The organism is Falsiruegeria sp. JB4-1 (genome assembly GCF_055693495.1).
This window is the reverse complement of sequence record NZ_JBVFTZ010000001.1, coordinates 2,340,493-2,367,184: the sequence shown is the minus strand read 5'-3', so window position 1 is coordinate 2,367,184 and position 26,692 is coordinate 2,340,493. Positions and strand designations below refer to the sequence as shown.

At 55.9% G+C, this 26,692-nt stretch carries 24 protein-coding genes, 1 tRNA gene, 1 other RNA gene and 4 pseudogenes; 13 read left to right on the top strand and 17 right to left on the bottom strand.

Annotation, left to right across the window (positions count from 1 at the left end):
* Window positions 1-2: 2 nt before the first annotated feature.
* From ACZ1HE_RS12115 to fumC, 4 genes are read right to left on the bottom strand one after another with little or no spacing between them, the layout of a single operon-like run.
* A complete protein-coding gene (locus ACZ1HE_RS12115; protein WP_472621101.1) occupies window positions 3-611 on the bottom strand; it encodes a DNA-3-methyladenine glycosylase I in 609 nt (202 codons plus the stop codon).
* 50 nt (window positions 612-661) lie between these two features.
* Complete coding sequence (locus tag ACZ1HE_RS12110; RefSeq protein WP_472621099.1) at window positions 662-889, bottom strand: ribbon-helix-helix domain-containing protein; 228 nt, start codon at window positions 887-889, stop codon at window positions 662-664.
* Complete coding sequence (locus ACZ1HE_RS12105) at window positions 886-1,062, bottom strand: DUF4169 family protein (RefSeq protein ID WP_472621097.1); 177 nt, start codon at window positions 1,060-1,062, stop codon at window positions 886-888. Before ACZ1HE_RS12105 ends, ACZ1HE_RS12110 begins: the two co-directional genes overlap by 4 nt.
* On the bottom strand, window positions 1,062-2,456 hold the full coding sequence (fumC, locus tag ACZ1HE_RS12100; RefSeq protein WP_472621095.1) for a class II fumarate hydratase: 1,395 nt from the start codon (window positions 2,454-2,456) through the stop codon (window positions 1,062-1,064). The genes ACZ1HE_RS12105 and fumC overlap by 1 nt, the downstream gene beginning before the upstream one ends.
* Before the next feature lie 215 nt (window positions 2,457-2,671).
* On the opposite strand from fumC, the gene ACZ1HE_RS12095 reads away from it, so the two are divergent.
* Complete coding sequence (locus ACZ1HE_RS12095; protein WP_472621093.1) at window positions 2,672-3,235, top strand: hypothetical protein; 564 nt, start codon at window positions 2,672-2,674, stop codon at window positions 3,233-3,235.
* A gap of 172 nt (window positions 3,236-3,407) precedes the next feature.
* On the opposite strand, the gene ACZ1HE_RS12090 is transcribed toward ACZ1HE_RS12095, so the two are convergent.
* The 8 genes and pseudogenes from ACZ1HE_RS12090 to ACZ1HE_RS12055 form a co-directional block, all read right to left on the bottom strand.
* Window positions 3,408-3,881, bottom strand: a complete 474-nt coding sequence (locus ACZ1HE_RS12090; RefSeq protein WP_472621091.1) for an SspB family protein — start codon at window positions 3,879-3,881, stop codon at window positions 3,408-3,410.
* A gap of 68 nt (window positions 3,882-3,949) precedes the next feature.
* A pseudogene (gene chrA / locus ACZ1HE_RS12085) lies at window positions 3,950-5,206 on the bottom strand (chromate efflux transporter).
* Window positions 5,203-6,018: a chromate resistance protein ChrB domain-containing protein gene (locus ACZ1HE_RS12080; RefSeq protein ID WP_472621089.1), complete on the bottom strand. Its 816-nt coding sequence runs from the start codon at window positions 6,016-6,018 to the stop codon at window positions 5,203-5,205. Before ACZ1HE_RS12080 ends, chrA begins: the two are co-directional and overlap by 4 nt.
* A 157-nt stretch (window positions 6,019-6,175) precedes the next feature.
* A complete protein-coding gene (locus tag ACZ1HE_RS12075; protein WP_472621087.1) occupies window positions 6,176-6,607 on the bottom strand; it encodes an ester cyclase in 432 nt (143 codons plus the stop codon).
* Between the two features lie 92 nt (window positions 6,608-6,699).
* Window positions 6,700-7,073: a transfer-messenger RNA gene (ssrA, locus tag ACZ1HE_RS12070) on the bottom strand.
* Window positions 7,074-7,110: 37 nt separating this feature from the next.
* Complete coding sequence (locus ACZ1HE_RS12065; RefSeq protein ID WP_472621085.1) at window positions 7,111-7,473, bottom strand: DUF4345 family protein; 363 nt, start codon at window positions 7,471-7,473, stop codon at window positions 7,111-7,113.
* A gap of 53 nt (window positions 7,474-7,526) precedes the next feature.
* A complete protein-coding gene (locus ACZ1HE_RS12060) occupies window positions 7,527-8,174 on the bottom strand; it encodes a TenA family protein (protein ID WP_472621083.1) in 648 nt (215 codons plus the stop codon).
* A gap of 65 nt (window positions 8,175-8,239) precedes the next feature.
* A pseudogene (locus ACZ1HE_RS12055) lies at window positions 8,240-8,978 on the bottom strand (FadR/GntR family transcriptional regulator).
* Window positions 8,979-9,127: 149 nt separating this feature from the next.
* Between ACZ1HE_RS12055 and ACZ1HE_RS12050 the strand changes: the two are divergent.
* From ACZ1HE_RS12050 to acuI, 4 genes and pseudogenes are all read left to right on the top strand, one after another.
* Window positions 9,128-9,846: pseudogene (locus tag ACZ1HE_RS12050) on the top strand (DUF2182 domain-containing protein).
* Window positions 9,847-9,849: 3 nt separating this feature from the next.
* A complete protein-coding gene (locus ACZ1HE_RS12045) occupies window positions 9,850-10,554 on the top strand; it encodes a DUF1326 domain-containing protein (protein WP_472621081.1) in 705 nt (234 codons plus the stop codon).
* 63 nt (window positions 10,555-10,617) lie between these two features.
* Window positions 10,618-11,712, top strand: a complete 1,095-nt coding sequence (locus ACZ1HE_RS12040; RefSeq protein ID WP_472621079.1) for a dimethylsulfoniopropionate demethylase — start codon at window positions 10,618-10,620, stop codon at window positions 11,710-11,712.
* Between the two features lie 104 nt (window positions 11,713-11,816).
* Window positions 11,817-12,813, top strand: a pseudogene (acuI, locus tag ACZ1HE_RS12035) (acryloyl-CoA reductase).
* A 93-nt stretch (window positions 12,814-12,906) separates the two neighbouring features.
* Here the strand turns inward: acuI and ACZ1HE_RS12030 are convergent.
* A complete protein-coding gene (locus tag ACZ1HE_RS12030) occupies window positions 12,907-13,281 on the bottom strand; it encodes a VOC family protein (protein WP_472621077.1) in 375 nt (124 codons plus the stop codon).
* A gap of 128 nt (window positions 13,282-13,409) precedes the next feature.
* On the opposite strand from ACZ1HE_RS12030, the gene ACZ1HE_RS12025 reads away from it, so the two are divergent.
* From ACZ1HE_RS12025 to ACZ1HE_RS11990, 8 genes are all read left to right on the top strand, one after another.
* Window positions 13,410-14,636 (top strand): aminotransferase class V-fold PLP-dependent enzyme, encoded by a 1,227-nt coding sequence (locus ACZ1HE_RS12025; RefSeq protein ID WP_472621075.1) that lies wholly within the window; start codon window positions 13,410-13,412, stop codon window positions 14,634-14,636.
* Window positions 14,637-14,793: 157 nt separating this feature from the next.
* A complete protein-coding gene (locus ACZ1HE_RS12020) occupies window positions 14,794-16,002 on the top strand; it encodes a class I SAM-dependent methyltransferase (RefSeq protein WP_472621073.1) in 1,209 nt (402 codons plus the stop codon).
* 36 nt (window positions 16,003-16,038) lie between these two features.
* Complete coding sequence (locus ACZ1HE_RS12015; RefSeq protein ID WP_472621071.1) at window positions 16,039-16,479, top strand: TrgA family protein; 441 nt, start codon at window positions 16,039-16,041, stop codon at window positions 16,477-16,479.
* A gap of 24 nt (window positions 16,480-16,503) precedes the next feature.
* Window positions 16,504-17,628, top strand: coding sequence for an NUDIX domain-containing protein (locus tag ACZ1HE_RS12010; protein WP_472621069.1), 1,125 nt, complete (start codon window positions 16,504-16,506; stop codon window positions 17,626-17,628).
* A gap of 79 nt (window positions 17,629-17,707) precedes the next feature.
* On the top strand, window positions 17,708-18,742 hold the full coding sequence (locus tag ACZ1HE_RS12005; protein ID WP_472621067.1) for a cysteine synthase A: 1,035 nt from the start codon (window positions 17,708-17,710) through the stop codon (window positions 18,740-18,742).
* A 1-nt stretch (window position 18,743) separates the two neighbouring features.
* A complete protein-coding gene (locus ACZ1HE_RS12000; protein WP_472621065.1) occupies window positions 18,744-21,179 on the top strand; it encodes a DUF3772 domain-containing protein in 2,436 nt (811 codons plus the stop codon).
* A complete protein-coding gene (locus ACZ1HE_RS11995; RefSeq protein ID WP_472621063.1) occupies window positions 21,163-21,891 on the top strand; it encodes an alanyl-tRNA editing protein in 729 nt (242 codons plus the stop codon). Before ACZ1HE_RS12000 ends, ACZ1HE_RS11995 begins: the two co-directional genes overlap by 17 nt.
* A gap of 56 nt (window positions 21,892-21,947) precedes the next feature.
* Window positions 21,948-22,037 (top strand) — tRNA-Ser (locus ACZ1HE_RS11990).
* Between the two features lie 21 nt (window positions 22,038-22,058).
* Here the strand turns inward: ACZ1HE_RS11990 and ACZ1HE_RS11985 are convergent.
* From ACZ1HE_RS11985 to ACZ1HE_RS11970, 4 genes are all read right to left on the bottom strand, one after another.
* Complete coding sequence (locus tag ACZ1HE_RS11985) at window positions 22,059-22,382, bottom strand: DsbA family protein (RefSeq protein ID WP_472621061.1); 324 nt, start codon at window positions 22,380-22,382, stop codon at window positions 22,059-22,061.
* A 242-nt stretch (window positions 22,383-22,624) separates the two neighbouring features.
* Window positions 22,625-23,335, bottom strand: coding sequence for a hypothetical protein (locus tag ACZ1HE_RS11980; protein WP_472621059.1), 711 nt, complete (start codon window positions 23,333-23,335; stop codon window positions 22,625-22,627).
* A 2-nt stretch (window positions 23,336-23,337) separates the two neighbouring features.
* Window positions 23,338-25,428: a molybdopterin oxidoreductase family protein gene (locus ACZ1HE_RS11975; protein WP_472621057.1), complete on the bottom strand. Its 2,091-nt coding sequence runs from the start codon at window positions 25,426-25,428 to the stop codon at window positions 23,338-23,340.
* Between the two features lie 71 nt (window positions 25,429-25,499).
* Window positions 25,500-26,660 carry an ABC transporter substrate-binding protein gene (locus ACZ1HE_RS11970; RefSeq protein ID WP_472621055.1) on the bottom strand — a complete coding sequence of 387 codons (1,161 nt, stop codon included), beginning with the start codon at window positions 26,658-26,660 and terminating at the stop codon, window positions 25,500-25,502.
* Between the last annotated feature and the right edge of the window lie 32 nt (window positions 26,661-26,692).

The following is a 26,692-nucleotide window of genomic DNA, read 5'->3' as shown; positions in this document are numbered from 1 at the left end:
GTTCAAACCGGTTTTACAAAGCTCTTTCGCAATTCTGCCGCCTTGTCGCGCATCACGCAGCCGATGGCGTGATCATTGACCAGCCCCATAGCCTGCATAAATGCAAAGACAGTTGTAGGACCGACAAATTTCCACCCGCGTTTTTTCAAATCTTTGGACATGGCGGTCGAAGCAGGGATAATGCTGGCGGTCTGCGGTTCGGGCAGGTCGGCAAAGTCAGGTTCGTAGGACCAGACATAAGCCGCTATCGAGCCATGTTCTGCCACCAGCTCCTGAGCGCGTTTGGCGTTGTTGATTACGGCCTCGATCTTGCCGCGATGTCGGATGATGCCCGCGTCCTGAACAAGGCGTTCGACATCCGTCTCATCAAACTGGGCCATCTTGTTGAAATCGAACCCGGCAAAGGCGGTGCGAAAATTCTCACGCTTGGCCAGAATGGTCCGCCAACTTAGGCCTGATTGAAAGCTTTCGAGACACAGCTTTTCGAAGAGGCGTTGATCATCGCCAACAGGATATCCCCATTCGGTGTCGTGATACTCAAAAAATTCTGGCGCCGATCCGGCCCAAGAACATCGGGTTTTTCCGTCTGGTCCATCAGTAAGTCTGGTCATTTTGATCCCCTTTTGTTCCAGCGTCATTTGGTCAGCAACAAAGCAAACAATCAAGTGTTTTGTGACGTACGATACCAGTTCAAAACAAATACTCGAATGGCAGATGCCAAGCCAGTATCGGGATCACGATCGACATCAATTTCAGCAGCTAATACATTGATTGGTTTCTGATTTATTTTGGCTATCTCGCGAAAGGCTGTCCAAAATTCGTCTTCCAAGGACACCGATGTTCGGTGACCTTTCAACGTCAGGGATCGTTTCACAGGCGGCCCACTCATTCGTCGGCCTTGTGTCCATCCAGATCACGCGCTGCCTTGTCCGATCGCGCACGCTCCAGTTCCTTTTCGGCCTTGGTGCGGCCAAATTTCACAGCGTTTTGGTCTGCGCGGGCCTTTTTCGTGGCCCGCGCCTTTTCTTTTCGAAACCGGTTCAGGTTGACCGGTTCAGCCATCAGTCTTTTGGCCCGATCATCTGTTCGGGGCGGACAACTGCGTCAAAGGTCGCTTCGTCCACAAAGCCAAGCGCGATGGCCTCCTCTTTCAAGGTGGTGCCGTTCTTGTGCGCGGTCTTCGCGACCTTGGTGGCGTTGTCATAACCGATGGTAGGGGCCAGAGCAGTCACCAGCATCAGCGATTCCTTCATCAGCTTGTCGATGCGCGGCTCGTTGGCCTGAATGCCAAGCAGCATCCGCTCGGTGAAGCTATCGGCGACGTCACCCAAAAGTTGCATGGATTGCAGCAGGTTGTAGGACATCATCGGGTTGTAGACGTTCAGCTCAAAATGACCCTGCGATCCGGCAAAAGTCATCGCGGCGTTGTTGCCCATGACGTGCGCTGCGACCTGTGTCATCGCCTCGGCCTGTGTCGGGTTTACCTTGCCCGGCATGATCGACGAACCCGGTTCGTTTTCCGGCAGGATCAACTCGCCCAGACCCGAGCGTGGCCCAGAGCCCAGGAAGCGGATGTCGTTGGCGATCTTGTACATCGACCCCGCAACGGTGGCCAAAGCGCCCGACATGAAGACCATTGCGTCATGAGCGGCCAGGGCTTCGAACTTGTTCGGTGCGGTAACAAAGGGCAGGCCGGTGATCTCCGCCATATTTGCTGCTACGGTCTCGCCCCAACCCCTTTGTGTGTTCAGGCCGGTGCCAACGGCGGTGCCGCCTTGGGCCAGCTCATATATGCCGGGCAGGGCAGCTTCGACCCGGGCGATACCCTGACGGATTTGGTGCGCGTAACCGCCAAACTCCTGACCCAGAGTTAGCGGTGTCGCGTCCTGTGTGTGTGTGCGGCCGATCTTGATGATGTCTTTGAACTCTTCGGCCTTCTGCTCCAGCCCCTCGGCCAGTTTGATCAGACCCGGCAGCAGCACGTCACGCACGGTCATCGCGGCGGCGATGTGCATGGCGGTCGGGAAGGTGTCGTTCGACGACTGGCCCATGTTGCAGTGATCGTTGGGGTGCACCGGCTCCTTGGAACCTATGACGCCGCCCAGAATTTCGATAGCACGGTTTGCGATCACCTCATTCGAGTTCATGTTCGACTGAGTGCCCGAACCGGTCTGCCAGACCACGAGGGGGAAGTTGTCGTCGAATTTGCCCTCGAACACTTCGCCCGCTGCCTGAATGACCGCATCGGCGATCTTGGCATCCATTTTGCCGCTGGCTTTGTTGGCCATGGCGCAGGCCTTCTTGATCACGCCAAGGGCCCGTACGATTGCAACGGGCTGCTTTTCCCAACCGATGGGAAAGTTCATGATCGAACGCTGCGTCTGCGCGCCCCAATACTTATCTGTGGGGACCTCCAGCGGGCCAAAGCTGTCGGTTTCAGTGCGGGTTGCGGACATGAATATTCTCCGTCTGGTATGCAGTTGTATGCCGTTTAGCCATCCTGCGTGCTCAAGGCAATTGGCCAGTTGCGCGCAGCATAGATAGAACGTTTGCCAAGGTATAGACGGGCGGGACGATCAATTTTTCGACCTGTCTGTAAACTGGGTCATTGTTCCTTTTGCTCTGCGAGCTAAAGTAAGTGTAATAAATCCGGCATTTGAAAGGAAAACGGATGCAATCACCATTTCTAAGGCTTTTGGCGCCACAGTTTTGGTCCGTATTGGCAGTTACCCTTATGATGTTGGTTGGTCAGGCCCAAGCGGCCGACACATTGGCAGCACCTTTTGTTGGTAAATACAGTGGCTCAGCGGACGTAGTTAATGCAGATGGATCCAGTGCTGCCCGCGATATGAGTGTTGAGGTCAGCGAAACCGAAGATGGGTTCAACGTCACCTGGAGCTCGACCACACATAAGCCAGATGGCCGAACCAAGGAGAAGTCTTACTCGGTCGATTTCTTACCCACTGACCGGGCTGGCGTTTATTCTGCCGCGATGAAACGCAATGTGTTTGGACATGCCGTTCAGCTCGATCCCATGAAAGGTGAACCTTATGTTTGGGGGCAAATCGTGAGCGATACCCTGACAGTCTATAACCTGTTCATAGATGCGACGGGTGGATATGAATTGCAGCAGTTTGACCGAACCCTCACAGAGGGTGGGTTGATGTTGGAGTTCTCTCGGATTAGCAACGGCGTTCAGGCTAGATCGGTGGAAACATTTCTTGAAAAACAATAGGTTGTGGCTGGGCCCCAGAACCTTCTAGGTACAGTGACCTAGGATGTTCGTGCCTTTTGATGTCATCATTTTGGCGGCGTCAAAAGTTTTTGACCTTTTTGGATCTCTCAAACACAAAAGGTGCCCGCTCATTAAGGCGGGCATCGCGTTTCGACCTAAATAGTTGGTTGGGCTATTTGCGGAAGCTGTCCAAGGAGACGACTTCTGCATCGTGTGGCGCCTCTTCCTCGGTCGGATCTTTGGGGTTGCCCGCCTCTACGACGATGGGCTTTTCTGCATCATCGTCGTCGTCTTCACCGGTCTCGAAGCGCAGTCCAAATTCAACCGATGGATCGACAAATGTCTTGATCGCGTCGTACGGAATATAGAGAGGTTCGGGCGCATCTCCGAAATTCAGGGTGATAGAGAACCCGTCATCACCGACGTTCAGATTTTCGAACCAATGCTGCATGACAACCGTCATCTCGCCTGGGTAACGGTCAGAAAGCCAATCAGCCAGTTCTGCGTCAGGATGCGCCGTGTCGAAGGTGATGAAAAAGTGGTGCGCACCAGGCAAGCCACGCTCGGCAATATCCTGTAGAACGGTCTTGATCAGACCGCGCATTGCCGTGTGCATAAGGTTCCCGTAGTCGATGTCCCGCGACATGTCATTCCCTTGAAAAGTCTTCTCTTCACCATAACGGATTCGATCGGAAACAAAAGACCGCCAGTGGGTCAATTTACCCAAATCAGATGAACCAAAGCGCCAAGCGTTGCCATCATGATCAATGTTTGTCCAAGTCCCCGGCGGAGGCCCAGCATCAAGACTGCGGCTATCATACAAAAGAGGGCGGCAGTTCCATCAAGAGTGCCAAAATCCGGAATCGGCAAAGACACAAATCCCCAATCTAACGGAACCGTCTTTTCAAAGAGGATATTCATGGCAAACCAGACAGACAGGTTCAAAATGATTCCTACAACGGTGGCCGTGATGGCGCGCAATGCCGCGGACAGTCGTGGACGCGCTGCAATGTGATCAAGGTAAGGCGCTGCGAGGAATATCCATAAAAAACACGGAACGAACGTAGCCCATAGCGCCACAATACCTGCTGAAATAGCCATCGCTGCGCCGCCGGTTTCCTGCCCGGTTAGCATGGCCACAAACTGAGTCACCAAGATCAATGGGCCCGGAGTTGTTTCGGCCAAGCCGAGCGCGTCGATCATTTGGTCCGTACTGATCCAACCATATTGTTCGACGATTGTTTGCGTCATATACGCCAACACGGCATAGGCTCCGCCAAAGGTCACAACCGCGAGTTTGGCAAAGAACCATCCAAGATCCGCGAGCAATCCCTGATCCGTCAAGGACAGTGCTACGAGCGGTGCCAGCCAAAGCGTACCCCAAACAATGGCGGTGGGTAGCGTCGAACTTTTTGCACCTTGGGGGCTTGTGCAGTCGTTGTTTCGCTTGCGGTGAAATATCCCCAGACCGCCGCACACGCGATGATCAGTGGAAAGGGAAGGTCGAACGCAAAGATGGCCAGAAATCCCAACGCCGCCAACACCCACGACTGCTGTTCAGTCAGTGCCTTCTTCGACAAATTTCTCAAGGCCTGCAATACAATGACGATAACGGCCGCTTTGACGCCAAGAAACGCCGACTGAACCAATGGTAGATCGCCAAATTGCGCATAAAGACCAACGAGGACGGCGATAACACAGGCGCCGGGCAAAACGAATAAACCGCCGCACGAGCAACCCACCCCAAACCCCACGGAGTCGCCACCCGGAGTAGGTCGCAAGTTGCATAGCTTCAGGACCTGGCAGCAACATGCACAAAGACAGGGCCTGCAAAAAAGTCTGTTCGTCCAGCCAGGGGCGTTCCTCAACCAGTTCTTTGTGCATCAAGGCTATTTGGGCCGCGGGACCACCAAAGGACATCAAACCGATGTGGCCGAACACGCGTGCCATCTGGGTGTAAGTTGGCGTCATAGGCCGTGCCTTTCCGGCCAACTGTGTGTCTCGGACTGCCCGTCGCGTGCCCATCTGTACAGAGCGTCATACAAGGTCATTCCCGCATCAAGCTGTTCGAGATCTGATTTGAAAGCGCGTGACAAGCCTACTGATATGGCCAACAACCCGGCGGCTTGCGGTACCAAATCATGCTGGTCCGTATCTGCGGCACGAACCACCTTAGCCAGCGTATCGAGCGCCAAATCCTGCAAGCAAAAACCCTGCACCATGGAATCGAATGTGCAAAGGTCCCCATTATGCGTCCACAGCGCGTTTGGGGTGTCAAACGCTGTGGCTTTGAATTTGATAGCGACCTCGTCGACTTCGGAAGAGGGAACAAAAAGGAAGGTGGCATCCGGGTCAACGAACCTGCGAATGAGCCACGCGCAGGCGATGCGGTCGACCTTGGGTCTTTGACGCGTGACCCATTTGCTACCGCGGCCGTTCCAGTTTGTACCGATGGCAGAAGCGGAAATACGCGGATGGCCTCCGTCGTTCCAAGCGAACATCCCTCCCTCGAGAACTTGGGCATTGACGCCTTTGTACCGAAGCAGCGCCGCCGCTCCGTGGCTGAGCTTCAACCCCTTTTGACAGACGACAATCACCTCTGCGCCTTGCAACGTCTGGGCGAGGTCTTCGCAACTGTCGTGGGGCCACCTGAAAGCCGTGGGAATCAGAAACGGGTCGTCTTGAAAATCCTGCTCGATGCGCACGTCCAGGATCGTAGGACAATTTTCGGTTCCGACCCGGCGCGCCAAAACGGCTGGAGAAATAGAATTGAAAGCAGGCATGTCAGCATCCTTCAGCTTGAGATCAGCAAAGAACGCGAACCTTGGGCCTGAGCCTGACGGGGTGTTCGCACATTGACCCCTTGCGCCATGGGTAACGGAAAATGGCGCACGGGGTCAATGGTCCGGTCTTGGGTCGACCGAAGCAAACTAAACTGCGTCAGGACCAGGTAAGTTGCTGCCCTGTCATGCAGATGGGGAGCGTATCCTCGGGCAATTGCCCAAGCTGTTCAAACAATGAGATGAAGTCGAATTGGTTGTATGCCTCGACAACCTTGTCTTCCTTGATACGCGCCATGACCTGGCCGGTAACTTCGATCGGAGCACCGTTGTCAGCACGAGACGTGTGCACATGCAACATCGCCGCAACCCAGTCGCCGTTTTCGATCGTCTTTGGCAGTTTGACTTCAATGTCGCCAACATGATGTCGAAAGGCCATCACCAGATCGCGAAAGTCATCTACGCCCACTTGCATTTCAGGGATAATCCCCTCTGCCATGGTCTCGGGATCAAAAAAAGTCTCGATCGCTTCGACATCACCATCGACCCAAACGCGGTCGTACCATTCCTTCAACAACTCGGATTTCGTCATCTTTCACCTCCATCGTTGCGGTTCCCAAACTGAGACTCAGAGGTGAACAAATGGTGAAATTTATTGCGAAGTTCGCGTGTTTGTTGGGAGGAAGTGCAGGTTTCTGTTGCCAGGTACCTGCGAACCCCGCCTTACGCGGCTAGGCATAAGGGCTTAAAGTCGGTTCAACCCGGACTGCTTACGCAGCCAGAGCAACCGGAGCACGATTGTCGTTTGCAATTGTACTGTTTTCGCCGGTAACGGTGGCAGACAGCCGAGACAAAGCTAACCCCTTTAGACGTCCGTCGATCCTATTTCGACCCCACGATTTCGAAAGTGATCCCCAAACGAAGGATGCTGCCGAAAGTGAATGGTGGAGTCGCCGGGTACCGCCCCCGGGTCCGATCCGTTTATTACGAGCGCGTTTATGTCCATAGTCCCGAGGGACATTCCATATATAGGCAAGCGGCACGCGGGATGCAATCTCCGGATTCATCGTATTTTTAACAAGAAGAAGCAGGGAGTTAGGTGCTACGGCTCATGTTAGCGAGGATCAGGAAAGCAGCCAGGACAGCTTCGATCCCACCAAACAGCAGGGCTTTGACAAAGGGGGGATTGTCCAGTGCGAGCGATACGAACCGTCCCAAAGCCGCCCCGGCATAGACAAAGCCCAGCATGGTGAACGCAGTTGGCGTACCCAACCAGATCGCCGCAGCGGCGGTTACGACAAAGAGCCCACCAACCGAGGCACGCATCTCGCTGAGGCCCATGGTGCTGCTGGTGGTCGTCAGATCTAGCGCACCCAAAGTAAAGCTGGGGGCCAGAAAGCCGAACAGACCAAATCCGATGGTCAGTAGGGCGGCGGTAGTATTGAGGATGGGGATCATGCGGGGCTCTCCTTTAGAGGGGGCAGGTAGAGCCCCGTCGGGATGTGGCAAGCTCAGGCCGTGTAGGACGCGTCGAAGAAAGCGCGTTCCAGAGCGACGGCGCGGGTAAAGAGCGTCTCAACCTCTTTTTGCGCGACTGCGTCCAACGTGTGCCAGACCTGATCGAGTTGGGTGCGCAGGTATTCGACGACCCCCTCAAACCCTTCGCCCGCGTGAAGCGTGATCCATTCGGCAAACCAGAACGGCAAATCCTCATGCGGTGGGTTCACAGGGGTGGCCCAGCTGAGGTAGGTCCATTCCGCAACCACCAACACCGTCAGCATGAGCTCATACCGGCCCGAGGCGGCGGCCTCGGCCATCAGCGCCTGAAAATCGCGGGTCGCAGGGGCAGGGGCTGCGTTTTGCTGTTCGGTGGTCACCTCCAACGCCTCAAACGAGCGTAGGAAGAAGGTGTTTTCAGGACCAGTGATCACGGCCAGAAACTGTGCGGCCGGGACGCTGTCGGCCAGCGTGGGCGCATGGGCGATGGCGCTGGCAAGCAAGCGGACAAAACCATCGATGAACTGGTAATCCTGCGCAAGATACCAACGCATTTTTTCCAGCGGCAGCGTGCCGTCGGCCAATTCGGTGGTGAATGCATGCGTTGTGGCGGCGTGCCAATCATCGGCAGCCAGTTGGCGCAGGTTCTCGGTGGGACGCATCTGGGTCTCCCTGATCTTGAGGTCTTTTGCTGGCCTCTAGGACAGGTCCCTCCTTTGATGCAAGATCAGCTTTTGTCGCGTGCCGCACGCGCTGCCATCACGCTGTCTTTGAGTGTCAGCGTATAGGCAGTGAGCTCTTGCAGAGCCGCATCAGCGGCTGTTGCATCGTGCCCTTCGATCGCATCGGCGATCCGGGTGTGAAGTGATACGATCTCTTCGCGCGAACGGGCGGTGAAGGTGATCATGTTCATCAGCGGCTGCATCGCCTCGACCGCGCTAGGCCAGTTGGTAAGACAACACCGGGTTGTCGGCCCCGTCCACCAATGCTCGGTGAAAGGCGACGTCCGAGGCGCAGAATGCCTCATCCGTCAGGCCTGGCTGGCTTTGGCGGACAATTTCGGCCCGCATGGTGGCCAGATGGTCAGGCGTGCGGCGGTCGGCGGACAGTGGCGCACAGGCGCGCTCCAGCGCAAAGCGCGCCTCACATGCGGTGTCGAAACTGACGGCATTCATGCTGAGCAGCAGGGTCGAGGTGGTGACCTGCTGCGGATAGGCGTCCTCAAAGCTCAGCCGGTTCACGAAAGCGCCGCCGGACGCGCCACGTTGGGTACGAATCAGGGATTGCGCCGCCAGACGTTTGAGCGCCTCGCGCACGGTTGAGCGTGAGACCTGAAACTGCTCACAAAGCTCAGTCTCGGATGGAAGGCGCTCGTCCACGATCAGCTCGCCGCCGATGATGGCATCTTTGATGGCCTGAGCAATTTGCACCGAAAGATCGGCCGAGCTGTTGGGATCAATTTTCACGACATCACCATTTTTCATTTGTCTGACATTTAAAAGTCTGACATTTGAGTCGTACGGGATGCACTGGGGAGGATCAAGTGAGCCGTCTGTCTGTCAGATCACTTTTGTGGCTGGGGTTCTACGGAACCATCCTGGCGGCGTGGTGGGTCATGTATTCCATGGCGATGGACATGGACCTGGACCTGATCGGCCGTCCGGGCCCGATGGGGCAGGCGATGGCCGCAATGGATCCGCGCATGGACATGTATATGCCCATGGCCGAGTTTGGCCCGCTGTTCTGGATGTGGGGTATCATGATGGCGGCTATGATGCTGCCAACGCTGGTGCCGACCCTGCGCAGCTATGAGGACCTGATGAATTCGGCCAATGGCACGCGGGCAGGATGGATCGGTGTGTTGCTGGGCTATTTCCTGGTCTGGCTTGCCTTTGCCGCTGTGATCACCAGCGTGCAGCTGGCGCTGCTTTTTGGCGGCGCGGTGGATATGCTGGGCATTGCCAAATCGCCCTGGCTTTCGGCCGGGCTGCTGATTGTGGTGGGCGCGTTCCAGTTTACCCGCACCAAAGAGGTCTGCCATGGCGTCTGTCATGCACCGATGATGTACTTCATCGGCAATTGGCGCACTGGCTTCGGGGGTGGTCTGCGCATGGGGCTTGGCCTTGGTGCCTTCTGTGCCGTCTGCTGCTGGGGCTTTATGGCGCTTGGCTTTGTCGGGGGGTGATGAGCCTGTTGTGGATGGGCCTTGCCACCTTTTTCATGGTTCTGGAAAAACTACCGCAGATCGGCCACCGTGTGACCAAGCCCCTTGGCGGCTTGCTGATCGCCGCAGGCGTCGCCCTGCTGGTCTATGTATATGTAATTGGAGGATAACCGATGGCAGTGAAACGCAAACCAAATGCCGACCGTTTGCCGGTCAGCCAACGGATCGACAGCCGCATGGCCAACCCCAGCCGCCGCGATAAAACGCCGACGGACTGGGCCATCAAGGGCGAGCTGATCCTGAACTGTTCGTGTGATGTGTTCTGTCCCTGCGTGGTGTCGCTTGGCGCGCACCCTCCGACCGAGGGACATTGTCATGCCTGGATGGGGATCATCATCGACGAGGGGCATTACGAGGGTGAGGACCTGTCGGGCCTGAACGTGGGCTTGCTGGTCGACATCCCCGGCCGTATGGGCGAGGGGCAGTGGAAGGTCGCGGCCTATGTGGACGAGAACGCCAGCGGCAAAGCCTATAACGGGCTGCTCGAGATCTTCTCGGGCAAGGCAGGTGGCACCACCGGGCTGTTCACCATGCTGGTCAGCGATATCATCGGTGCCGAACGTGCGCCTGTTGTGATCGAACGCGACGGGGCTAAGCGCCGGATCACCATTGGCCGCAAAATCCAGGGTGAGATCGAAATGCTGGGCGGGCTCGATCCCGAGCACCCCGTGATGGTCAGCAACTCGAAATACTGGATGGGCCCTGACATCATCGTGGCACGCGGTATCAAATCCAAGGTGCGCGACTATGGTCGGGTCTGGGATTTCGGGGGCAAATCCGCCGAAATCTGCCCGATCAACTGGAGCGGCGCACGCTAAAGACCCCTCTGCCGCCAAAGGGGGAGAGTTGGCGGTGCTTTTTTCTGTGTGAGGAGATCAGGCATGGCAATCATCATGCCGTCGCGCCGCGTGCGCAAAACACCGTTTTCGCCGGGGGTCGAAGCCGCCGGGGTCAAAGGCTATACCGTCTACAACCACATGTTGCTTCCGACGTTTTTTGAAAGCGTCGACGCGGATGCCGCGCATCTGAAGCAGCATGTACAGGTCTGGGATGTATCGGTCGAACGCCAGGTGCAGATCAAAGGGCCGGATGCGTTGCGGTTGATGAAAATGATCAGCCCGCGCGACATGGACAAGATGGCGGACGATCAGTGTTATTACGTCCCGTCCGTGGATCAAAACGGCGGGATGTTGAACGATCCGGTGTCGATCAAACTGGCCGATGATCACTATTGGCTCTCGGTCGCGGATGGCGATTTGTGGCAGTATGCGCTTGGGATTGCCATTGCGCTTGGGTTGGATGTCGAAGTGGACGAGCCGGATGTCTCGCCGCTGGCTGTGCAAGGGCCCAAGGCTGACGATCTGATGGCGCGGGTCTTTGGCGACGTGGTTCGCGACATCAAATTCTTCCGTTACAAGCGGCTGTCGTTCGAGGGGCAGGAATTTGTCGTGGCGCGTTCCGGCTGGTCCAAACAGGGCGGGTTCGAGATTTACGTCGAGGGCACGGAATACGGCATGCCTCTGTGGGATGCGCTTTTTGCGGCCGGTCAGGATCTGAACGTGCGGGCAGGGTGCCCCAACAACGTCGAGCGGATCGAAAGCGGGTTGTTGAGCTTCGGCTCGGACATGCGACGCGAGAACACGCCTTATGAATGTGGTCTGGGGCGGTTCTGCAACTCGCCCGAGGATTACATCGGCAAGGCGGCACTGGCCGAGCAGGCCAAGAACGGTCCGCCGCGTCAGATCCGGCCCATTGTGATCGAGGGTGAAATCGGGGCGTGTACCGGGTCTTGGCCGTTGCTGGCGGATGGGCGTCAGGTGGGGCAGGTGGCCTCGGCGGTGTTCAGCCCCGAGTTCGGGGTGAACGTCGCCATCGGCATGGTGGACCGGTCCCATTGGGATGCCGGCACGCAGATGGAGATCGAGACCGAGCACGGGATGAGGTGGGCCAAGGTGCAGGAGCGCTTTTGGAGATGAGACCCGACAGGGGGCTCTGCCCCCATCGCGGCATGCCGCGTTCCCCCGGGATATTTTTGGCCAGATGAAGTTGGATCTGGTGCTTTGAGAAATGGAGAACTGACATGTTCAACGCATTGATTGTTGAGAAAGACGAAGAAAGCGGCAAGGCAAGCGCCTCGGTCCAACAGATCGGGCTGGACGCGCTGCCCGAAGGCGAAGTGACGGTTGCGGTGGAATATTCAACCGTCAACTACAAGGATGGCCTGTGTCTGAGTTCCAGCGGTGGCGGTTTGGTCCGCAAGTATCCGCATATTCCAGGCATCGACTTTGCCTAGCACCGTCGAGGCGTCGTCTAATGACCGCTACAAACCCGGTGATAAGGTTGTGCTGACCGGCTGGCGTGTGGGCGAGGCCCATTGGGGCGGCTACAGCCAAAAAGCAAATGTGCGTGCTGATTGGCTGGTGCCGCTACCAGACGGGCTGAATACGCGTCAGGCGATGGCCGTGGGAACCGCTGGTTTTACGGCTATGCTTTCGGTCATGGCGTTGCAGGATCACGGCATGAAACCCGACGATGGCCCTGTTCTGGTCACCGGCGCTGCGGGCGGCGTTGGCTCGGTCGCGACCGCGATCTTGGCGCATCTGGGCTATGAGGTGGCCGGTGTCACCGGGCGGCCCGAGACAGCGGATTACCTCAAATCTCTGGGCGCAACCCAGATCGTGGCGCGCGAAGAAATCAACGAGACCACCAAACGCCCACTGGAAAGCGAGACCTGGGCGGGCTGTGTCGATGCGGTTGGCGGCGCAATGCTGGCCCGCGTGCTGGGGCAGATGAAATACGGTGCATCCGTTGCCTCGGTCGGGTTGGCTGGTGGCGCGGCTCTGCCTGCAACCGTCATTCCGTTCCTGCTGCGCGGGGTGAACCTGCTGGGCATCGACAGTGTCATGCAACCCTATGACAACCGCTTGCGCGCGTGGCAACGCGTGGCAACTGATTTGCCTTTGGACAAGCTCGAAGCGATGGTTCACCCTGCAACATTGAGTGATTTGCCCCAATTGGGCGCGGACATTTTGCAGGGGCAGGTCAAGGGTCGAGTTGTTGTTGACGTCAACGCCTGATCGTCCGGCTATCTAAAAGAAAGCACCGCGGATATTGCCCGCGGTGCGCATTTGGTCACAACAGATGGTCAAGGTTGCGGTGTGGGCAACTTGTTACTCTGCGAAGAACCCGACTGAGTTTCCGTCGGGATCTTTGGCATAGAAAAACCGGCCAGCAGGTATCTGTATCGGATCTGAAATAACCTGCCCTCCGGCATTCCTAACGCGCAGCATTACCTGTTCCAACGTTCCTTCAGCAGAGAGATGAAGTGTTGGACCATTGCCATCCTGTGCGGGTTTTCCGGGGTAAAGATGCAATCCGACGCCTTTTACCTTGTCCGAAGGCTGGATCATCACCACCGGGTTTGGCCCGCCTTCGTCAACTTCAAGCTCAGCTCCGATTACGGTACCGTAAAAGCGTAAAGATTCCTCAAGATCCGACACGGGGATTTCACCCCACACCAGAAAATCCTCGGGTTGAAATGCCATAATGATGCTCCGTTCATTGGGGGAATTTCAGAGTTGCACGCGGTGATGACAATTCCCGTCATCAGATGTTCTTGACCTTAGCTGGTAAGAAGTTCATCCATTCATCAGATCAGGTTTGGGAGGTGATCATGACGCTGGATATCGATTTTGTACGCGGGCAGTTTCCTGCATTTCAGGAACCGTCGTTGCAAGGTCAGGCGTTCTTCGAGAACGCGGGCGGTTCTTATACCTGCCTGTCCGTCATTGACCGCCTTACCCGGTTTTATACCCAACGCAAGGTGCAACCTTACAGCGCCTACGATGCAAGTCGTCTGGGTGGTGAAGAAATGGACGAAGCGCGTGTGCGCATGGCCGCAATCCTTGGGGTTGAGACAGATGAGTTAAGTTTCGGCCCATCTACCACGCAGAACACTTACGTGCTGGCACAGGCTTTTCGCCAGTGGATGCAACCCGGAGAGGCCATCATCGTCACAAATCAGGACCACGAGGCGAACACCGGCCCGTGGCGTCGACTTGCGGACGACGGGATCGAAATTCGTGAATGGAAGATTGACCCCGAGACGGGCCATCTTGATCCCTTGGCCTTAGAAAACCTTTTGGATGAACACGTTCGACTGGTGTGCTTTCCTCACTGTTCGAACGTCGTCGGTGAGATCAATCCAGTGACAGAGATCACAGCCATTGCGCATGCTGCTGGGGCGTTTGTCTGCGTCGACGGGGTATCCTATGCGCCTCATGGCTTTCCAAATGTCGGAGAGCTCGGGCCAGACGTCTATTTGTTTTCGGCTTACAAGACCTACGGCCCACACCAGGGATGTATGGTGGTCCGGCGGGCTTTGGGAGAGTTACTTCCCAATCAGGCGCATTATTTCAACGCGGATGTGCTGTACAAGCGCTTTACCCCGGCAGGGCCTGATCACGCCCAAGTCGCGGCGTGCGCGGGCATGGCGGATTATGTCTCGCTTTTGAACGATCATCACGGTGGACCTACCAGTGATGCGACAGAGCAGGGCGCGTTTGTCCACGATCTGATGCGGGGACATGAAATTGATCTGCTTCAGCCGCTGCTGGATGCGGTAAAAGATCGAAATTCGGTGCGTCTGCTCGGCCCGGATCGGGCTGAACAACGCGCTCCAACAGTTGCGTTGGCTTTGAACCGCCCAGCAGAACCAGTTGCCGCTGATTTGGCGAACCATGGCATCATGGCTGGAGGCGGCGACTTCTACGCGGTGCGGGCCCTTGAAGCGATGGGAGTGGATCCGATGAGGCAGGGCGTTTTACGGCTGAGTTTTACCCACTACACCTCTCGGGCCGAAGTCGACAAATTGATCGAGGCTTTGGACGTTGTTTTGTAGTTCTCTTTTCAATGCCTTTGGCAACTTGATTGAAAAAAGGGAAACAGGATGAGAAAACAGGCTGATTTGATCCCAAAACATCGCTAAATCATTCAAAACTTGCCAGAAACCACTTCTCGCCCTAGCCTCTGATTCAGAGCCACCATGGGGAGGAAAGATGGTTCTAACCACAACGGACGGGCAGGAGAATCTGCCAAGGTATTTCGCGCAAGTCATGAAGATGTTGCGCAAGATGGAAGCAGGGCGGTTGGACATCGTACTGCCCGATGGAAGAGTGTTTCGATCCGAAGGTGCTAAACCTGGAACGGTTGCACAGATTGACGTGCACCACCCGGATCTTTTTTCGCGGCTGATCCGCGAAGGCGATCTGGGTTTTTCCGACGCTTACCTGGAAGAATGGTGGAGTTCTCCGGACTTACGCGCATTCATGGATCTTGTGCACCAAGGATCGGAAACAGTTTACGATCATTTTCCAGGGCGAGGACTGATCAGGGCCTATGAGCGTCTGCGCTTTTGGTTGCATCGCAATCATAAGGAACAGGCCAAGAAAAACATCTCATACCACTACGACTTGGGGAATGATTTCTACGCCTTATGGCTGGATGACACGATGACATACTCCAGTGCGCTCTATGAGACAGGTCAGGAAAGCCTTGAGAAAGCGCAAACAGCCAAATATGCGAGCTTGATTGACGAAATGGGCGTCCAACCAGGAGATCACGTGTTGGAAATCGGCTGCGGTTGGGGTGGTTTTGCGGAATATGCCGCCAAGGAGCGCGGATTGAAGGTCACTGGCCTGACTATCAGTCAGGAGCAGTTTAACTATGCGCAAAAACGTATTGAAAAGGCTGGGCTTTCTGAGGTGGTTGATTTCAAGCTCCAGGACTACAGAGATGAAACCGGGTCATACGATGGAATCGCCAGCATAGAAATGTTCGAAGCCGTCGGACAAAAGTACTGGCCAGTCTATTTTGAAACCGTCAGAGATCGGCTTAAACCCGGGGCTCAGGCAACATTGCAGATCATTACCGTGGCGGACAACCGGTGGGAGGTTTATCGAAACGGTGTTGATTTCATTCAAAAACACATCTTTCCCGGAGGCATGCTGCTGGCGCCTAAAGTTCTTCGTGAACAGGTCGGTCAGGCTGGTTTGAACTTCGTCAAGTCCAAGGAATTTGGTCAAAGCTACGATCTGACCCTCAGACGATGGTACGATACCTTCAACGATCGGTGGGATGAAATTTCGGCTATGGGATTTGATGAACGTTTCCGCCGAATGTGGAATTTCTACCTGACCTCTTGTGGTGCCGCCTTTTACATGGGCAACTGCGATGTGACGCAGATCACCATCGAACGCCCTGCCTGATGCTCCCTCAGTGATCGAAGAAAGAAAGACCAGGAAATGCCAAACGCCGCCCGTTTAGTTGCCGCTCTGAGTTTGGCATTAATTGCCTTTATCGTTTCGGGCCTCGTCATGCCCCTGATGCCAGAGGGCTTGGATTTTGGCTATTTCACTTGGGTGAATGTCGGGCTGGGCATCCTGTGCGGTTGGGTCATCATGGGCAAACGGGCCGGGCGAGGCAAAACGTCGGCCATCAACAACGGGATCACCGGCGTGCTTTCTTTGGTGTTCTGGGGGCTTTTTGTTCAAGGCGCCTATGAAATGTTCAGGCAGGCCATGCGGAACCGGTTTGATGGTCCATTTGAGGCCTTGGGGGCAATCTTTAAAATCGGGTTTGATTATGGGCTGACGATCATGGTTCCCAGCATTATATGGACTTTGCTGGTTGGTGGCGTACTCGCAGGTCTTGCGACCGAGTATGCCTGGAGACAGTGGCGTTAACACCTAAGCTTCAAAGGGTACTTTGTGACCGATCTCTTTTTTTACGGCACACTTCGCTATGTGCCGCTTCTTGAGCGCGTTCTTGGTCGTCCGTCTGACACCATAGATTTGACGCAGGCATCACTTGTCGATCATGCGGTGTTTGCAGTTCAGGATCAGATTTTCCCGATGATTCAACATCAGAATGGTTCTGTAGCTGAAGGGGTTCTGGTTCGCGGATTGACACAGGACGACATTGACCGGCTGACATATTATGAAGGCGGTTTCGAATATGATCTTGAACAGGTCAATTTGCGAACGGCTGACGGATCGGAAGTCACGGGAATGGTTTTCTTCCCAACTCCGGGATTGTGGACACCTGGACCACTTTGGGATCTGCATGCGTGGACCGCAAACTGGGGAGAGTTGACGCTCTTGGCCGCCGAAGAAGTCATGGCGCACTTTGGGGCCATGACAGCACAGCAGGTAGCCGCACGGTTTTCAGCTATCCGTATGAGGGCAGAGGGGCGGCGCGCTGCCCGGCACCGGAAAACAGACCAGAATTGGGACGTTCAACAAGACGTTATCGTGCATGAACACAAGCGTCCTTATCTGAACTACTTCGCTATGGAAGAGGCCGATCTTCAGTTTCGTCATTTTGACGGGCAGATGGGGCCGGTGTTGAACCGTGGGGCCCTTATGACAGGCCATGCGGTTGTAGTAGTTCCCTATGATCCGAAAACGGATTCAGTATTACTCATCGAACAGTTTCGAGCACCGGTTTATCTGGTCGGGGATCCGGCGCCGTGGATGATCGAAGCTGTGGCAGGCATGATCGACCCCGGTGAAAACCCGCAAGAAGCTGCAAAACGGGAAACTCGCGAAGAGGCTCATGTGACCCTGCGAGCAGTGATTCCTGCCGGGAATGGGTACTCAAGCAGCGGATCATCCTCGGAGTTTCTTCACCTTTTTGTCGGCATTGCTGATTTGAACGGCCAGGTTACGGATGGTGGGCTGGCCAGTGAGGGCGAGAACATTCGAAGCCATATACTGTCTTTTGACGAACTCTTGGACCGTGTGGACACTCATCAGCTGAAAGATCTTCCGCTTTTGACGATCGCCAACTGGTTGGGTAGACATCGTGATCGCATTCGGCGCGATCACAGTTAATACTTGGCGATGATGATTGCTTGAGGTCGCACCTCCACAACGTTAAAGCTGTTACATAAATTCAGATTTTGGGGGCACCATGCGCATAGCACGCGATCTGGCCGACGCCGTTGGCAAAACACCCTTGATCCGGCTGCGCCGCGTCAGCGAAGAGACGGGGTGCGAAATCCTTGGCAAGGCCGAGTTCATGAACCCGGGCCAATCGGTTAAGGATCGGGCGGCGCTCTACATCATCAAGGACGCCATCGCGCGCGGCGAACTCAAGCCGGGTGGCACGATCGTTGAAGGGACAGCAGGCAATACCGGAATCGGGCTTGCGCTTGTCGGTGCCTCGATGGGGTTCAAGACGGTGATCGTCATTCCTGAAACGCAGTCCGAAGAAAAAAAGGACATGTTGCGACTGGCTGGTGCACAGCTGGTACAGGTGCCCGCAGCTCCATATCGAAATCCGAACAATTTTGTGCGCTATTCGGAGCGTCTGGCGCACGAGCTCAACAAGACCGAACCAAATGGAGCGATCTGGGCCAACCAGTTTGACAATGTGGCAAACCGCCAGGCGCATACTGAAACCACTGGACCCGAGATCTGGGAACAGACTGGCGGCAAGGTGGATGGCTTTGTCTCGGCCGTGGGTTCAGGTGGTACATTGACGGGAGTAGCCGAGGTGCTGCAGCCGAAGGGTGTCAAAATTGGCCTTGCCGATCCAATGGGGGCCGCACTTTTCAGCTATTACACCACAGGCGAGCTGGCGATGGAGGGTGGATCGATTGCCGAGGGCATCGGACAAGTACGCATCACCAAGAATCTGGAAGGGTTCAAACCTGACCATGCCTATCAGATATCTGATGCCGAGGCGCTGCCTTACATCTTTGATTTGCTTCGGGACGAGGGGCTGGTGATGGGCGGCTCGACAGCGATTAACATTGCTGGCGCGGTGCGCCTGGCAAAAGACCTTGGGCCAGGGCATACCATCGTTACGGTTTTGTGTGACTTTGGCACCCGGTACCAATCCAAACTCTTCAATCCCGACTTCCTGCGCGAAAAAGAACTGCCCGTGCCCGAGTGGATGACCCGAGCGCCAAGCAGCATTCCCGGTGTGTTCGAGGACGTCTGAGATGACAGGCCTACGCCGCATTCTTTTGGCGACGTTTGCCGTTCTACTGCTGGCGTTTTCAGGCGTTGCCCAAGCCCAGTTGACCGATAAGAGTCGGGACTATTTTAAGAATTGGCTCAGCACGGCTGAACGTGCCGAGGCTGCAGTTGACGCCAACAAGGCGTCAAACGCAGCATTTGAACAGCTGCGCAATGATATCGACGGATACCGCGAAATTTTCGATCGGGTCCGGAACCAAAATTCCGAGCGATTGAAGACGCTTCAGGGACAGCTTGATGCGCTGGGACCTCCGCCAGAGGATGGCAAGAGCGAACCGCCGGATCTTGCGGATTTGCGCGAACATCTTGAAGAGCAACTTGATGCTATTCAGGTTCCCCGGATCATCGCACAAGAGGCGTTTAGCCGGGCCAATGGTCTGATCGACGAGGTGGACCGGGTCATCAGGGCGCGACAGACAAAGGAGACCCTCAAACGAGGACCCTCACCGCTCAACCCGATTTATTGGCCTTTAGCCTGGACAGATGTGAAGGAAGCTAGCCGCGCTCTGTTCAATGAAACAGCGACCAATCTGAAGTCAGATACTGTTCGTGAACAGTCGCAGGACAACGCTCCTGCTATACTTGTGCTTGTTGTGATTGGATCTGTCCTTTTGTGGCGTGGCAAATCCTGGTCTCAGTTTGCGGGCAATTACCTGCGCTCGATTGGTGGTCGAGGAACGGGTGTCTGGACCTTTGTAACTTCGTTGTTTCGAATTTTCTTGCCCTGGATTGGTGTTCTTTGTCTTACAGCTGCCCTTTATTTAAGTGGCGTACTGGGCATTCGAGGCCTGTTGCTACTGGATCATATTCCTCTTTGGGCTGCGACGATCCTGTATTTCAACTGGATCGGTCGCCACATCTACCTGATTGGAGCGAAAACGCGATTTAGCTATATGCCTGAAGGGCAAATCGCGGTTCTGCGCATATACATCGATTTGCTCGCGGTCATGCTTGTTCTGCACGATCTGGTTCTGATGTTAGAGCAGATCGAGAATATCTCGGACGCGAGCCGCGCCGTAACATCATTCCCGGTCATCTTAGCAACGGCCTTTTTGTTGTTTCAGCTTCAACGCGTTCGAACGAGTGACGGGTCATCGGACCTCCTTGAAGAAAGCGACAACAAGTCGGGACCGGGTTTTGCCCGTCTGGTCAACTTTTTCAGAAGGGCGCTTTATTTTCTGGGCATTTCCTCGCCTGTTCTGGCGGCTTTTGGCTACATCAATGCCGCCGAAGCCATTGTCTTTCCGGCAGTTAAAACCCTGGCCCTGATCGCCGTCATGGTGATTGTGCAGCAGTTTCTTGGCAACCTCTACGGGTGGCTTTCAGGCAAAGGAGACGCTGGTCGCGATTCGCTCTTTTCGGTGATCGTCGGCTTTGTTTTAGCCATAGTATCCTTGCCGGTTATTGCGCTCTATTGGGGCGCAAGAGAAGCTGACCTGACTGAACAATGGTCGCGTCTGCTGCATGGGATCGACATTGGCGGCGTTACAATCTCGCCGACGAACTTCCTGACATTCGCCTTGATCTTTGCGATTGGCTATGTGTTCACCCGATTGCTGCAAGGTGGATTGCGAAACTCGCTGCTGCCAAAGACAAAACTTGATCCCGGAGGGCAAAACGCCATTGTCGCCGGGACAGGCTATGTGGGGATCTTTCTTGCAGCCTTGGCCGCGATCACCGGTGCCGGTTTCGATTTATCTTCGCTCGCGATTGTCGCTGGTGCGTTATCTGTTGGTATCGGTTTTGGCCTTCAGACCATTGTGTCCAATTTCGTCTCGGGCATTATCCTTCTGGTAGAACGGCCGATCTCGAAAGGGGACTGGATCGATGTCAACGGTCAGATGGGGTACGTTCGGGATATTTCCGTGCGTTCAACCCGGATCGAAACATTTGACCGGACGGATGTTATTGTTCCCAACTCTGATCTGATCAGCGGCAGTGTCACGAACTATACTCGCGGTAACACTGTGGGCCGTGTGATCGTTCCTGTTGGCGTCGCGTACGGGACCGATACACGCCTAGTCGAGAATATCTTGAGTGAGATCGCAAACGCGCACCCGATGGTTCTGGCCAATCCAGCCCCGAGCGTTGTGTTCCAAGGGTTTGGCGCAGATGCATTGGACTTTGAAATCCGTGCAATCTTGCGGGATGTGAATTGGGTGCTCTCTGTGAAATCAGACATGAATCATGAGATTGCCAAAAGGTTCACCGAAGAAGGGATCGAAATTCCGTTTGCTCAGCGTGATATCTGGCTGCGTAATCCGGAAGCTCTGCAGCCGTCGGGGGCGGCTAATGAACCGGGTGTTCCGACTGTCTCTCAAGGTCCTGTGGAAATGACCGAGGCCGATCTGAACGGCGTTGAAGACAGTGATGGAGATGCAGATGGCGACACCCACTGAGCCTTTGTTCCGGCAAGATGCTTATTTGCGTGAAGCCCCGGCAACAGTTATGGCGCACACCGAGCAGGGCGGCGTCATCTTGGATCAGAGTCTGTTCTACGCCACTGGCGGTGGTCAGCCTGGCGACGCTGGTATGCTGCGATGGGACAACGGTGAAATGGAGGTTGCCACAACCGTCAAAGCGGACGGGAGTGCAATCGCCTGCGTTCCAGTCGACGGGGCAAGCGTTCCGCGTGTTGGCGCTCAGATCACCCAACATCTGAATTGGGACCAACGATACGCCTTCATGCGTGTCCACACAGCGTTGCACCTATTGTCTGTTGTGATCCCGCTTGAAGTGACAGGCGGGTCCATCAGTGCGGGCAAGGGGCGACTTGACTTCAACATGCCCGAAGCACCTGAAGACAAGGAAGCCCTGCAGCTTCAGTTACAGGAATTGATCGATAGGGATTTGCCGGTGACCGAGGATTGGATCACCGACGCCGAGTTGGACGCGAATCCCGGTCTGGTCAAGACAATGTCGGTGCAGCCCCCGCGTGGGTCGGGCAAAATCCGTCTGGTTCGGATCGGGCAAGGTGACGCTCAAGTCGATCTGCAGCCTTGTGGCGGCACTCATGTAGCACGCACTAGCGAGATTGGAAAAATACGACTGGGCAAGGTCGAAAAGAAGGGTCGGCAGAACCGTCGCGTCTACTTGCATTTAGATGCATGATCTTCGCGATTATCCTCTTGCAAAACCTTACGGGATCATCCAAATAACCCCGACACGGAGAGGTGGCCGAGTGGTCGAAGGCGCACGCCTGGAAAGTGTGTAGGCGGGAGACCGTCTCCAGGGTTCGAATCCCTGTCTCTCCGCCACAACCACCCACAGTTTTGTTTTTAGATGTCCATGCCACGCAAGTGGTCTTCGATCAGCCATAGGCGGTCTTGACCCCATGTCGTCGTTTGACCAACGCGAAAGCTGGGCACGCCCCACAGGCCCAAATCGGTCAGGGCCTGTCTGTTGTCTTCAACGTCTGCGCGCCAGCTGGTATCGCACAACAGTGGTCTGGCCTTGTCCCAACTCATACCCGCCCGTTCGACGATCCGGCCCAACCCACGGTCCGTGCGTGCGTCAATGCCTTCGGACCAGACACCCCGCAAAAAGCTGGATGTAAAAGCGTTGAGTTGACCGTTTTCGCGGGCGAGATCCCAATAGGGCATAGGCACGTTCAACGGCCTCTCCCAAGGGATCGCAAATGCGGCCAAAGGGGATGTTCATACGCCGTGCCTCGCGTGCAGCATCCAACAAGATGTACATGCGTTTGGCTTTGGGCACCGGAAGGCCGCGCATGACCATGGGCAAGACCGGACGCAAACGCAGGGTTGAACCATGTCGGCGTGCCAAGTCACGGACACGTTCGTAGGCAAGGTAGCTGTAGGGGCTTCGAAAGGACAAAAAGACCTCAATCTCTGCCTGCTTTGAAGAACCTGTTGCCTCGGCTTCTGAGGCCGCATGGATGGAGTGGTGTTATTTGTTCGATATCACTCGCCAAACCAAGGGAAGTGAGCCGTTCTTCCAGATAGTGCAGGCGGTCAATGCCCCAATACCATTCACCACCATAATGAAAGGTCGCCCCCAGATAATGCCCCAACCGTTCCAGTTCAGCGTCGCCCTTGGCCTTTGCTTCAACCGCTTGAGCGGGGTCCAGATCAGAATGCGGTCCATCGAACCACAGCTGATGCCCCGCATGTTCAACCGCTTGGACAGCATCACCGGACGTGATCGCAAGCGCAATCTGGGCCTCAGTGTGGGCGACTGCTTCTGGCTTAGGAACGATGGGCGCGGTTGGAAACGACAGCCCCAAATTGCGTGCAAGCCGCGCCGCATCCAGGCGCGCATAGGCCTGCAAAGCCTCGCGTTCGGGTGTGGCCCATGCCGGAGGGCCAGAGATCAAGTGAACCCGCAACTCGATATCGTATTTGTCCCGCAGTCCCCGTAAAACTTGCGCTGCGAGGTGGGAATAGGGATCAGACACATCGTGAAAATACGACACAACATGGGGCTGGCCGGTTTTAGTGCGTTTCCGCTCTGCCGCGTTGCGCTGTGATTGCATCCGGCTTTGGGAAGTCAGGTGTTGTGCGATGCGGGATTTGATCAGGCTGTCAAACGACACGGCTATTCCACGGCACTTAAGGCGACAGGCACGCCATTGAACGCAGCATTTCCGCTGATCGGATCGACCCTTTGATCATCTGTCAGATCGTTGATTGACACAGTTTGCACCTTGGTGGCCGCCGAAAGTTTTCCGTTGCGCTGGCCCCATCCTTGGGGGATCGACACCACACCCGGTGCCATCGCGTCCGTCACTTCGGCCGGAAGTGTGAGCGATCCGACGCGACCGCTGACATGCACTTCACTTTCGTCTGTAATGCCAAGATGGCTCGCATCTTCCGGGTTGATCTGCACCGTGCACCGGTTGCGCCCTTTGACCAGACGCGGGCTGTTCTGGGTCCAGCTGTTGTGGCTGCGGACCTGGCGGCGACCAATCATCAGATAGGGGAAGTCGGTGTTGACAGGCGAACTCTCCAGCAATCGGGGCAGGTCAGCCAGAAATACATCAGGCGCAAGGTTCAGGCGCCCCTCAGGCGTTTCCAGCCGCTCTGCCAGATTGGGCACCATCGGCCCAAGGTCGATGGATCCTTCTGCTGTTTCCATTGCAGGGATCGTGATCTGATCGGCATGGAACCCTTGGGTCAACAGCATCGACAACACCTTATCCGGGGCCGGACCGATCTGATTGGCACCGGTCAGCTTGGCGGTCAGGCGGGCGATGACCTCCCACTCGGGTGGGTTGCCTTCAGGCGGCGCGAACATCGCAGGGGCATAGGCTGCCGTGTTGCGCACGGCAAAGGTGTGAAAGACGATGTCATACATCATCTCTTCCAACGCCACCGTGCCGGGCAAGATCAGATCTGCGTGGCGGGTGGTGTCATTGAGGTGAATGTCGATGGACATCATGAAATCAAGCCCGTCCAACGCGGCCTCAATCCGGCGTCCATTGGGCGCAGTCAGTACCGGATTGCCCGCAACCGTGACCAAGGCCTTGATCTGACCGGGACCGGGCGCTTCCATCTCTTCGGCCATGACCGAAACGGGGAATTCACCGTTATATAGCGGCTGTCCAGACACACGCGAGCGGCGCTCGGGGTAGGTTCGGTGCTTGCCCTTGCGGCTGGTCATGCCGACATAATCCAGCGCGGGCGTTGTGAACATCGCACCACCTTCAGCGTCGAAATTGCCGGTGATGATGTTGAGCACATTGTTGGCCCATTGGCACAAGCTGCCAAAGCTTTGGGTCGAGGCCCCCATGCGAGCATAACAAACGGCGGATTTGGCCTTGGCAAAATCCAATGCCATCTGCTCGATCACACCCTGTGCAATGCCTGTATGTTCAGCGGCAAGGGCAGGGGTGAAGGGCGTGATCGCAGCTTGCAACGCGTCCAACCCGTCAATCTTGTCAGACAGATGCCCCAAATCGACCAAGTTGCGATCCAGGATCACGTGAACCATCGCTAGCATCAGCAGGGCGTCGGTTTCAGGGCGGATAAAATGGTGTGCGGTCGCCTTTTCGGCGGTCTCGGTTCGTCTTGGGTCGATGACCACGACTTGCCCGCCACGTGCTTTGACCTCGTCAATGCGGCGGCCAAACCCGGGGGCGGTCATCATCGAGCCGTTTGACACAACCGGGTTGCCGCCAATGATCAGCATATAATCGGTGCGGTCGATGTCTGGCACCGGGATCAGCATGGGGTGGCCGAGCATGTGGATCGAGGCGACGTGATGCGGGATCTGGTCCGCCGTGGCCGAGCTGTAGCGGTTTGACGTGCTAATGGCTTTGACCAAACTCGGTAGGTTCAGAAGGTTGCCGAACTTATGAGCATTCGGATTGCCGAGATAAACGCCAACAGCGTCCCGGTCATGGGCAGACTGCACAGCGCGAATACGTTCGGCAGCAAAGTCCAGCGCTTCCTCCCAGCCGATCTCGACAAACTCGCCGTTGATTTTACGCAAAGGCTTTGTGATGCGATCCGGGTCGGTGCGGAAATCTTGCAAAGCGACGGCCTTGGGGCAGATGTGTCCACGCGACAGCGGATCATTCGGATCAGGCTTGATCGACAGCACCTGTGTGTCGTCATGGGTGATGATCAGCCCACACATGGCCTCGCAGATGTTGCAGGTACGGTGCTGGATTTGCGGCTGGGTCATAGGGGCCTCGCTGGGGGATCGGTAGATAGAAAAAGGGCGTCCGGTTTCCCGAACGCCCCGTGACGAAGTGCTTATTCTTCGTGAACTTTCTTCCAGTTGCCGTTTTCAACGACCGAAACGTACACGGTGTCGGCGCCCTGGTGATCGTCGGCGCTGTAGTCGATGTAGTTGCCGACCAGCTCATCCTCATACTGGAGGCTTTCCATAGCTGCGATGAAACTGTCGTGTGTCAGATCAGGGCCAGCCGCTTCAAGCGCTTTGACCATCATCTGGGCACCCGCGTACCCCAGCATCGCAAAGCCAACCGGGTCTTCACCAGTTGCGGCTTTGTACTCTTCGATGAACGCTTTGGGTGCGGCGTCATCTGCACGCGCCCACAGGTCCTGCCAGCTGGCCGCTGCATAGAGACCCTCGGTCACGCCACCGGGCACCTTGGCAACCACAGTCAGGAAACCGGCCGAAGTGTTCATGAACTTCATGTCGTTCAGGCCCATCTTCTTGGCGGTGCCGGCAACGGTGATGCTCTGACGCACAGTCAGCGCCATCGAGACGATGTCACAGCCATCAGCCTTGAGCTTGCTGAGTGAACCCACGAAATCCGACTCGTCTGGCTTGTGTGTGGTTTCAGAGGCGAATGTGATGCCTGCTTCCTTGGCTCCGGCATGGGATCCTTCCAGAATCTCTTTGCCGAAATCGGTGGGCAGATACATGGTGCAAACGTTCTTGGCGTCATATTTCTCGGCGAGAAATTTCACACCGATGCGGGCCTGCTCGAAGTAATCGGCAAAGGACACGAATTTGTTGCGGACCGGTTCTTGCAGCATCTGACGTGCAGCAGACAAGGGCGCGATGTTCGGGATGCCTTTGGGGTCCAGCAGTTTGAAGCCAGCCAGGTTCATCGGCGTGCCCAAAGATTGCAACATCGCAAAAACTTTGTCGCGGTTCAGCAGCTTGTTATAGCCCTGCATCGCGCGCGGCATTTGATAGCCGTTGTCTTCGACGATGAACGTGATCTTGCGCCCGTGCACACCGCCTGCAGCGTTGACCTTGTCAAAGTACACGTTTGCACCCTTGGTCGCAGGTACGCCAACAGCGGCAAACACACCGGACAGGTCGTTGACCGAGCCGATACGCACTTCGGTATCTGTCACACCTTGGGTTTCGGCATGGGCCAGCGAGGCGGCTGCAGTCAGCGCCGTGGCTGTAACCAGCCGTTTGATGAGTGTCTTCATAAGTTTCCTCCCTTTGGAACTTTGTTGTTCTC

Coding starts and splice junctions, on each gene's coding strand:
- ACZ1HE_RS12115 (WP_472621101.1), bottom strand. CDS start 611: ATGACCAGACTTACTGATGGACCAGACGGAAAAACCCGATGTTCTTGG.
- ACZ1HE_RS12110 (WP_472621099.1), bottom strand. CDS start 889: ATGAGTGGGCCGCCTGTGAAACGATCCCTGACGTTGAAAGGTCACCGA.
- ACZ1HE_RS12105 (WP_472621097.1), bottom strand. CDS start 1,062: ATGGCTGAACCGGTCAACCTGAACCGGTTTCGAAAAGAAAAGGCGCGG.
- fumC (WP_472621095.1), bottom strand. CDS start 2,456: ATGTCCGCAACCCGCACTGAAACCGACAGCTTTGGCCCGCTGGAGGTC.
- ACZ1HE_RS12095 (WP_472621093.1), top strand. CDS start 2,672: ATGCAATCACCATTTCTAAGGCTTTTGGCGCCACAGTTTTGGTCCGTA.
- ACZ1HE_RS12090 (WP_472621091.1), bottom strand. CDS start 3,881: ATGTCGCGGGACATCGACTACGGGAACCTTATGCACACGGCAATGCGC.
- ACZ1HE_RS12080 (WP_472621089.1), bottom strand. CDS start 6,018: ATGCCTGCTTTCAATTCTATTTCTCCAGCCGTTTTGGCGCGCCGGGTC.
- ACZ1HE_RS12075 (WP_472621087.1), bottom strand. CDS start 6,607: ATGACGAAATCCGAGTTGTTGAAGGAATGGTACGACCGCGTTTGGGTC.
- ACZ1HE_RS12065 (WP_472621085.1), bottom strand. CDS start 7,473: ATGATCCCCATCCTCAATACTACCGCCGCCCTACTGACCATCGGATTT.
- ACZ1HE_RS12060 (WP_472621083.1), bottom strand. CDS start 8,174: ATGCGTCCCACCGAGAACCTGCGCCAACTGGCTGCCGATGATTGGCAC.
- ACZ1HE_RS12045 (WP_472621081.1), top strand. CDS start 9,850: ATGGCAGTGAAACGCAAACCAAATGCCGACCGTTTGCCGGTCAGCCAA.
- ACZ1HE_RS12040 (WP_472621079.1), top strand. CDS start 10,618: ATGGCAATCATCATGCCGTCGCGCCGCGTGCGCAAAACACCGTTTTCG.
- ACZ1HE_RS12030 (WP_472621077.1), bottom strand. CDS start 13,281: ATGGCATTTCAACCCGAGGATTTTCTGGTGTGGGGTGAAATCCCCGTG.
- ACZ1HE_RS12025 (WP_472621075.1), top strand. CDS start 13,410: ATGACGCTGGATATCGATTTTGTACGCGGGCAGTTTCCTGCATTTCAG.
- ACZ1HE_RS12020 (WP_472621073.1), top strand. CDS start 14,794: ATGGTTCTAACCACAACGGACGGGCAGGAGAATCTGCCAAGGTATTTC.
- ACZ1HE_RS12015 (WP_472621071.1), top strand. CDS start 16,039: ATGCCAAACGCCGCCCGTTTAGTTGCCGCTCTGAGTTTGGCATTAATT.
- ACZ1HE_RS12005 (WP_472621067.1), top strand. CDS start 17,708: ATGCGCATAGCACGCGATCTGGCCGACGCCGTTGGCAAAACACCCTTG.
- ACZ1HE_RS12000 (WP_472621065.1), top strand. CDS start 18,744: ATGACAGGCCTACGCCGCATTCTTTTGGCGACGTTTGCCGTTCTACTG.
- ACZ1HE_RS11995 (WP_472621063.1), top strand. CDS start 21,163: ATGGCGACACCCACTGAGCCTTTGTTCCGGCAAGATGCTTATTTGCGT.
- ACZ1HE_RS11985 (WP_472621061.1), bottom strand. CDS start 22,382: ATGCCCTATTGGGATCTCGCCCGCGAAAACGGTCAACTCAACGCTTTT.
- ACZ1HE_RS11975 (WP_472621057.1), bottom strand. CDS start 25,428: ATGACCCAGCCGCAAATCCAGCACCGTACCTGCAACATCTGCGAGGCC.
- ACZ1HE_RS11970 (WP_472621055.1), bottom strand. CDS start 26,660: ATGAAGACACTCATCAAACGGCTGGTTACAGCCACGGCGCTGACTGCA.